The 6,885-nt window shown below is 43.5% G+C and carries 8 protein-coding genes and 1 pseudogene; 6 read left to right on the plus strand and 3 right to left on the minus strand.

Annotated elements, in window-relative coordinates; all coding sequences use genetic code 11:
* The first annotated feature begins 3 nt into the window (after positions 1-3).
* Positions 4-951 (plus strand): NAD-dependent epimerase/dehydratase family protein, encoded by a 948-nt coding sequence (locus CMAQ_RS10265; RefSeq protein WP_012187029.1) that lies wholly within the window; start codon positions 4-6, stop codon positions 949-951.
* A gap of 10 nt (positions 952-961) precedes the next feature.
* Here the strand turns inward: CMAQ_RS10265 and CMAQ_RS10270 are convergent.
* Positions 962-1,483: pseudogene (locus tag CMAQ_RS10270) on the minus strand (encapsulin); the annotation flags it as partial.
* Positions 1,484-1,748: 265 nt separating this feature from the next.
* Here CMAQ_RS10270 and CMAQ_RS10275 point away from each other — a divergent pair.
* Both CMAQ_RS10275 and CMAQ_RS10500 read left to right on the plus strand, forming a co-directional pair.
* Positions 1,749-2,516 carry an SDR family NAD(P)-dependent oxidoreductase gene (locus CMAQ_RS10275; RefSeq protein WP_012187030.1) on the plus strand — a complete coding sequence of 256 codons (768 nt, stop codon included), beginning with the start codon at positions 1,749-1,751 and terminating at the stop codon, positions 2,514-2,516.
* Between the two features lie 347 nt (positions 2,517-2,863).
* Positions 2,864-3,700, plus strand: a complete 837-nt coding sequence (locus CMAQ_RS10500; RefSeq protein ID WP_012187031.1) for a hypothetical protein — start codon at positions 2,864-2,866, stop codon at positions 3,698-3,700.
* Between the two features lie 7 nt (positions 3,701-3,707).
* Here the strand turns inward: CMAQ_RS10500 and CMAQ_RS10285 are convergent, their stop codons facing one another.
* Positions 3,708-4,169 (minus strand): ASCH domain-containing protein, encoded by a 462-nt coding sequence (locus tag CMAQ_RS10285; RefSeq protein WP_012187032.1) that lies wholly within the window; start codon positions 4,167-4,169, stop codon positions 3,708-3,710.
* An 84-nt stretch (positions 4,170-4,253) separates the two neighbouring features.
* Between CMAQ_RS10285 and CMAQ_RS10290 the strand changes: the two genes are divergently transcribed.
* Genes CMAQ_RS10290 through CMAQ_RS10300 form a run of 3 tightly spaced genes read left to right on the plus strand, consistent with a single transcriptional unit; the run spans position 4,254 to position 6,054 of the window.
* On the plus strand, positions 4,254-4,790 hold the full coding sequence (locus tag CMAQ_RS10290; protein ID WP_012187033.1) for an AAA family ATPase: 537 nt from the start codon (positions 4,254-4,256) through the stop codon (positions 4,788-4,790).
* Entirely contained in the window at positions 4,790-5,188 is a 399-nt protein-coding gene (locus CMAQ_RS10295) for an RNA-binding domain-containing protein (RefSeq protein ID WP_012187034.1), read from the plus strand. Before CMAQ_RS10290 ends, CMAQ_RS10295 begins: the two co-directional genes overlap by 1 nt.
* Positions 5,189-5,202: 14 nt before the next feature.
* Positions 5,203-6,054 carry a DMT family transporter gene (locus CMAQ_RS10300; protein ID WP_012187035.1) on the plus strand — a complete coding sequence of 284 codons (852 nt, stop codon included), beginning with the start codon at positions 5,203-5,205 and terminating at the stop codon, positions 6,052-6,054.
* Positions 6,055-6,093: 39 nt separating this feature from the next.
* Here CMAQ_RS10300 and rpsB read toward each other — a convergent pair whose 3' ends face one another.
* Positions 6,094-6,741, minus strand: a complete 648-nt coding sequence (gene rpsB / locus CMAQ_RS10305) for a 30S ribosomal protein S2 (protein ID WP_012187036.1) — start codon at positions 6,739-6,741, stop codon at positions 6,094-6,096.
* Between the last annotated feature and the right edge of the window lie 144 nt (positions 6,742-6,885).

The following is a 6,885-nucleotide window of genomic DNA, read 5'->3' on the forward strand; positions in this document are numbered from 1 at the left end:
CGTATGGTTAAGTTCCTGGTACTGGGCCTAGGATTCATAGCAACACACGTTGCAGAGGGGTTATCTAAAATCGGGCAGGTTACTGTAACATATAGGTCACTGAATGGTGTTAATGAGGTTTATGCAAAGGTACTAAGGGGTAGTGTTGAATTAACTAGGCTTAATCCACTTACTGATGAGGATGAGTTAAGGGGTTTAATTAAGAATTCCGACACAGTGATTAACCTAATTGGTGCATTGGGTAATGATGCCCAGCTCCTTAGGACAGTTCACGTAGTTATTCCTAGGCAGGTCGCCTCATTAATAGCTGAGTACTCACCCTCAACAATGCTGGTGCATGTTAGCGCATCCAATGTTATGGGGCCTATTGGTAAATTCATTAATGAGGAGCCTAAGCACTGTGAGGGGGCTAGGCCATCAACACCCTATGAGGAGACGAAGTGCCTTGGCGAACAGGTGGTTTACTCAATGTCCCAATCCGCTGGTTTCCCACTAGCCATAATTAGACCAACCCTAGTTTACGGTAAGTATAATGCTCACCCTCAATTCCTTCAAATATACAACATGGCTAAGAGGGGTATTGTACCTAGGATTAACGTTAAATTAATGGCCATCAGCGCCGTTAAGCTCACTGAGTTGATTGCTAGGCTGCATGAATTGAGGCCAAGGGGCCTTTACCTATACGCCACTGAGTGTGAACCAGTTGAGGTGACTAGGTTCTTTGAGGTTATGGTTAAGGCACTTGGGAGGAGGCCATTGAGGATACCGGTACCTAATGCCTTATTGAAGTTAGCATTACCAAGTGATATTAAGCCACTGTTCAAGTACGTTAATGTGGTTTACAGTTGCTTGAAGGCTAAGGAAATTGTGGGTGACTTAGGATTCATGGAGAGTGAGGTTTATGAGAATGCATTATTCATTAAACAGTATGAGGATTACATTACTGTGTAATTAATGGTCCTTAGGTGGATTGCTTAAGTATTACCACTCCCCTAGGATCCTTAACCCTAACTGCTAAGATTTCCCATAACCTAAACTCATGGTCACCATCCCCAGCACCTAAGTACACTAAGGCTGTATCCACCCCAACGGCTACATCAATTACTGACTGATGGGTTGAGGCAAGTATTGCTTCATCATCCCTTAACTGCGGTATTACTACAACATCCTTAATAAGGGATTTAACCCTAGTTAACTCCATGACACCGGTCCTCTCATTAACCATAAGCAACCTAGTATACCTACTAGGACTAGTGAAGAGTACGTAAGGCTCAGGCACGTAGTTTGCGTATAATGCATTAACGGCGCTTGAAACCTCATTAACTGCTGAACCAGGGGTGTCCCATGGTGATATCGCCATGGTTTTAACCTTAGGGTTACTTAATATACCGTTAAGTATCATTGAATCCTCTTCGTAGGTGAACCTGACCGCGGCTTGATCAATGGTAACTGAGTAAACCACCTCACCCCTGGCTCTAGCGTACTCAACCTGTCTCTGTTAAATTAGTGAATTTAATATAGCTAACCTAAGCGCCTCCCCAACTTCATAGAATTCCCTATCCCTAATTACTTCCACAGGATTTTTGAGAAACCATATTAATAAATCACGCTTATTAAATTTAAATTTCGCTATTGGGTAATCAACCCATGCTTCATCCTTTAAATTGCTTTAAAGGAGCATTAAGTTAATTTACTGCATTCAATATTTGAATCACTACTTAATAACCCCTCAAGCACTATGCCTATTCATGAGCATTGATTTAAGGGGTAAGGTCATTTTAATAACTGGCGTAACCCACGGTATCGGGGAGGCCACTGGTAGGTTATTAAGGCAATTGGGGGCTGTGGTTTACGGTGTTGGTAGGGATGAGGCTAAGGGTAGGTTACTTGAGTCTGAGGCTGGTGTAGTGTTTAGGAGGGTTGATTTATCGAAGAGGGGTGAGGTGCTTGACTTCATTAAGTGGTTTGAGTCCGAGGTTGGTACTATTCATGCATTGATTAATAATGCCTCAAGGAACTCAAGGTTCAGTATCCTTGACACAACCCTGGAGGAGTGGGATAGCATGATTGAGTTAAACTTAACCTCACCCTTCCTGCTTTCTCAAATGGCCGCTAGGCTAATGATTAAGAGGGGGATTAAGGGTAAGATAATTAATGTTGCGGCCATACAGGCGCACTTCCCCCTTGAATCATCATTCCCCTACGTAACCACTAAGGGTGGCTTAGTGGCAATGACTAGGAGTATGGCTGTTGATTTAGGTAAGTACGGTATACAGGTTATAACAGTAACCCCAGGGCCTGTTTACGTTAAGGGTGGGGAAGTACCCAGGAGTCTTGATGAGAATGCGGCAACGTTAATAGGTAGAATGGGTAGACCCATGGAGGTTGCCTGGTTAATAGCCTTCCTAGTATCAGACTTAAACACATTCATGACGGGCAACGAGATAATAATAGATGGTGGCAGGGTTATAAGTAGGAAACCGGACCCAAGGGAGGTAACCACCGGTGAGGTTTAAGTAAGCTGTTCAAGTATTAAACCCATACACCATGCTTAAAGTAATGCCCACCCAACGCAAAGCCTGTAATGAAGAATGATGCAATAGCATGCGGACTAAGCCTAGTCATAACAACTGGCTAATCCTAGTAGGGAATTGCAGTGATTAACTAAGTATATGCATTAATGCCCACAACAATAGGTAGGGCCAGTCACTGGGCTAGTAAGGTGTACGTAAGCATTATGGTTACTGGCATGGCTTTAAGGTAAATAACCTTAGATTACTTTAAACCAATGCCATCACACCTAGTTTACTTAAACTATTACCATTAACATAAATTATTTAAATCTAGCAGACTGAAAAACACCGTGGTTAGTGAGTTGCTTTTTACTGTTATTGGATTGTCTGTTACTGTGATTAGTGTACTTGGTGGTTCATTGTATTGGCTTGGCGGTAAGTTTAAGGAGATTGATTTAAGGTTTAAAGGCATTGATGAAAAATTTAATCAAATTAATGAGAGGTTTAATCAAATCAATGAGGGGCTTAAGACCATTAATGATAGGCTTAAGCAGGTTGATGAGAGGTTTAGGCAGGTAGATGAAAGATTCAATCAAATTGATGAGAGGTTCAGGCAGATTGATGATAGATTTAAACAGATTGATGAGAGATTTAGACAAATGGATGAAAGATTCAGGCAGATGGATAATAGATTTGGGCAAATAGATGAGAGATTTAAACAGATTGATGAAAGGTTTAGGCGTATTGATGAAAGATTCAGTGAGTTGAAGGGTTACATGGATGAGAAGTTTAAGGATGTTGACGCTAGGTTTAATCAATTAGGTAATAGGGTTGATAGGGTTGCTGAGGCCTTTGGGGATTACCAGGAGTTCTTCGTTGAGTTCCTAACCACTGAGGGTGTTATTAAGCGGGATAAGGCTGATATGGTTAGGAATGAGGCTAAGAGGATTATGAGGTTAATTAGGATTAACCCATTGAGTAGGGAGGAGTATGAGAGGCTTAAGGAGCTTCTCGATAAGGATGATTTAACTTATGATGAGGCCATTGAGTTGAGGGATTTGGCTAGGAAGATAATTAAGGAGTATGGTGAATACCCTGAGGCTTGGAAACTACACATATATGCATCAATAATGGTTGGTTTAGCCATGTTGAAGAAGGGCAGGGAGGGTGAGGGGAGGCAATCGTGATTTATGCCTACTTCCATAGGCTTCTGAAGTACGGCTCAATACATCTCCTGAAGATTAACCAGTAGATGTCGCTATTCGGCTTAAGCCTAATGTAGCTTAAGGGTGGTTTAAACCAGGGGAATACGCTGATTAATTGATCCAGGGTGAGTGGCTTAATGCATCTTCTTGGTTCTGAAACAATAATCATCATTCCCTCCCTATCCTCATCAACGTAATTCCAATCCCCCTCCCTTAAACCAAGGTCATTAAGCCCCTTGGCAATCCGCATTAACTCACTCCTCCTACCAATGTAAACCCTCTCAGCCTTGAAGAATCCCTCAATGGCCTTCCTGGGTGATGATAAGTAAAGAACCACAGTGTCCCCTGGGGTTACTGGGCCATTCACAAGTCTCCTTAACTCAGCCTTCTTCCTACCATCCAGTATTGCGTCGCCGAAGCCTGGCTTAATGGACATTAGGATTAACTCCATTTAAGTAGTACCCAGTAATATGCTTAAAACCCTAATGCCTAATTGTAGTTAAGTAATTTAAGCCCAGTGCGCAGCGTTGGATTAATGCCCATACTGTGCATAACCGGCTTACCTGGTTCAGGGAAGTCCACTGTGAGTGGTATATTGGCTGAAATGGGTTTTAGGGTTATTGTAATGGGTGATTACGTTAGGAGGGAGGCTGAGAAAATGGGGATTAGTAGTGGTGAGGCGGCCACTAGGCTTAGGTTAATGTATGGTTCAAGGATCATTGCAAGACTGGTGCTTGAGGATTTACGTAGGCTTAGTAATGGTAGGGTGGCTGTTGAGGGGCTTAGGAGTAGGGAGGAGTATGAGGCCTTTAGGGAGGAGTATGGGGAAGTTAAGTTAATATTCACTGTGGCTAGCCTAGGGGTTAGGTTTAGGAGATTAGCCAGTAGGGGTAGGCCTGATGACCCTAAGAGCATAATGGACTTAATGGCTAGGGATTACAGGGAGCTTGCCTTCGGGCTAGGGGACTTAATTGGCTTAGCCGATTACGTGATAGTTAATGAGGGGTTGAGTATGGAGGATTTAAGGAGTAGGGTGGCTTTAATAGTGAGGGAGGTTTACGGTGAGGCTTAATGCTGGGTGAAGTTGAGGTTGAGGTTTACGCTGAGGTTAAGCCCACTGAGAGTGAGGTTAAGGTTAAGAGGGCTGTCTTAAACATTATTGAGTTGGATGAATTAGAGGTTATTGATGTTAATGGGGTTAAGTACATCCACGGTAAGGCAAGGGGATTAAGCTACCTGAGTAGGATTAGGGATTTAATAAGGAGGGAGAGGATTAGGGATACTGCAAGGGATTTACTCAACCACAGTGTGGTTGGTGATGAGGTGGTTATTAATGTTAATAAGCAGGCGGCGTACGTTGGGGTACTATCCTTCGCCATGGGTGAGGTGGAGAGTCCCCTAGGCCCAATAACGATTCGCATCAAGTCAAGTAACCCACAGCAGTTAATAATGTGGTTAACCTCAGGTTAAGACTAGGGCACTGTATGGGTAAAACCAACGCCGTAGTATCATTAGCCGTGGCAGGCTTCACGGTATCATGGGCATCAATACTAATAATTTGGAGTGGGGTAAACCCCATTGCTGTATCCTTCTGGAGGACTACACTGGCTTCATTAGCCTTAACACCACTCATGATTAGGGACTTGAGGAGAAATGGCCTAAACATACCCCTTAGGCTAATTGCATTAAGTGGTCTTGCCTTAGCCATACACTTCATGACCTGGATAACATCACTATACTACACCACAGTAGCCATGAGCGTTACCATAGTCTCCACCTACTCAGTATTCACAATACCCATTACCATAGCCCTTGGGAGGAGGGTTAACGCATTAACAGTGATTGGGGCCTCCCTAGCCTTAACTGGTGTAGCAGCCATGATGTACTCATCCTACGGCTTAAACACAGGTAGCCTAATGGGTGATTTATTAGCCTTAGCTGGATCCATCTCTGGAGCATTCTACTTCACCATTGGTGAATTAGCCAGGGTTAAGGCATCAACCCCAGTTTACTCAACACTAGTCTACGCATCAGCAGCATTATTCACAGTACCCGCTGCGTTACTAATGGGGGTTAACTTAACCCTACCCAGCTTTAAGTCACTGGTTATGATTTCCTTAATAGTGGCTGGACCCATGTTGATGGGTCACACATTACTGAACTACTCCCTGAAATACCTCCCAGCCACCGCTGTGTCGACGGTAACCCTGGTTGAGCCAGTGGGTTCAACGGTGTTAGCTTACCTACTCCTACACCAGTCAGTGGGTTTAATTGAAGCGTTATCAATGACTGTGACTTTAATTGGGGTTTACTTATCGATAAGGGGTGGATTATGATTAGGCTCTTTAATGCTTGATTGAATGGGTTACATCCTTCTATGACCTGGATTGACCAACAGGTACCCTGAACTCCTCCCAACTAACCGGTAAATCCTCATTAGGCTTCAACTCACCCCTCTCCCTAAGTACCTGCCTAGCCAGTAACCAGAAGACTAGGGCTAGGCTATTCCTACCCTTATTATTGCAGGGTATCATTAAGTCAATGAACGTTGGGTCACTATCAGTGTCCACTAGGGCTATTACGGGTATTCCGGTTAATGACGCCTCGTTAATCGCCTGGAAGTCCGTCTTTGGGTCAGCGACCATGAGTAGGTCAATGTCAATGTGGTGGGTTAAGTAGGGGTTTGTTAATGTACCTGGGATTAACCTACCTGTGACTGGTAGGCAACCCACGAATTTACAGAACATTTGAATGGGCTTGAAGGCGTATGGCTTAGTGGAGTGAACCATGACCCTGGATGGTGGATACCTCGTAATCATCCTTGCAGCAATCCTAATCCTCTCATCAATCCTCTTCAAGTTAAATATCCTCAACCCATCAGGCCTAACACTGAAGATGAAGCCCCTCTCCTGCAGGTAATTATTAGAGACCCTGGCCCCAAGCCTAACCGCAGCAGCCATATACCTCTCCACAGGCACTAAATACTCCTCCCCCTGCTCAGGTTGCTTAGTTTCATTACTCATTAAGAACCCAAGTACCGGCTTTATTTAAATTTTAGCGTAATGAGGCATTAATTCAAAATCCAGAATCAATATTGAGTAGAGGGATGGAAAAGAAAAAAGAATTTAATAAAAGATTTTAAGATTCACCATTTAAATTTTAAGGCC

Source organism: Caldivirga maquilingensis IC-167, assembly GCF_000018305.1.
Classification (GTDB): domain Archaea; phylum Thermoproteota; class Thermoprotei; order Thermoproteales; family Thermocladiaceae; genus Caldivirga; species Caldivirga maquilingensis.

What these genes read in the sequence shown, in the direction of transcription:
- CMAQ_RS10275 (WP_012187030.1), top strand. Translation starts at nt 1,749, where the DNA reads ATGAGCATTGATTTAAGGGGTAAGGTCATTTTAATAACTGGCGTAACC.
- rpsB (WP_012187036.1), bottom strand. Translation starts at nt 6,741, where the DNA reads ATGAGTAATGAAACTAAGCAACCTGAGCAGGGGGAGGAGTATTTAGTG.
- CMAQ_RS10295 (WP_012187034.1), top strand. Translation starts at nt 4,790, where the DNA reads ATGCTGGGTGAAGTTGAGGTTGAGGTTTACGCTGAGGTTAAGCCCACT.
- CMAQ_RS10300 (WP_012187035.1), top strand. Translation starts at nt 5,203, where the DNA reads ATGGGTAAAACCAACGCCGTAGTATCATTAGCCGTGGCAGGCTTCACG.
- CMAQ_RS10285 (WP_012187032.1), bottom strand. Translation starts at nt 4,169, where the DNA reads ATGGAGTTAATCCTAATGTCCATTAAGCCAGGCTTCGGCGACGCAATA.
- CMAQ_RS10290 (WP_012187033.1), top strand. Translation starts at nt 4,254, where the DNA reads ATGCCCATACTGTGCATAACCGGCTTACCTGGTTCAGGGAAGTCCACT.
- CMAQ_RS10265 (WP_012187029.1), top strand. Translation starts at nt 4, where the DNA reads ATGGTTAAGTTCCTGGTACTGGGCCTAGGATTCATAGCAACACACGTT.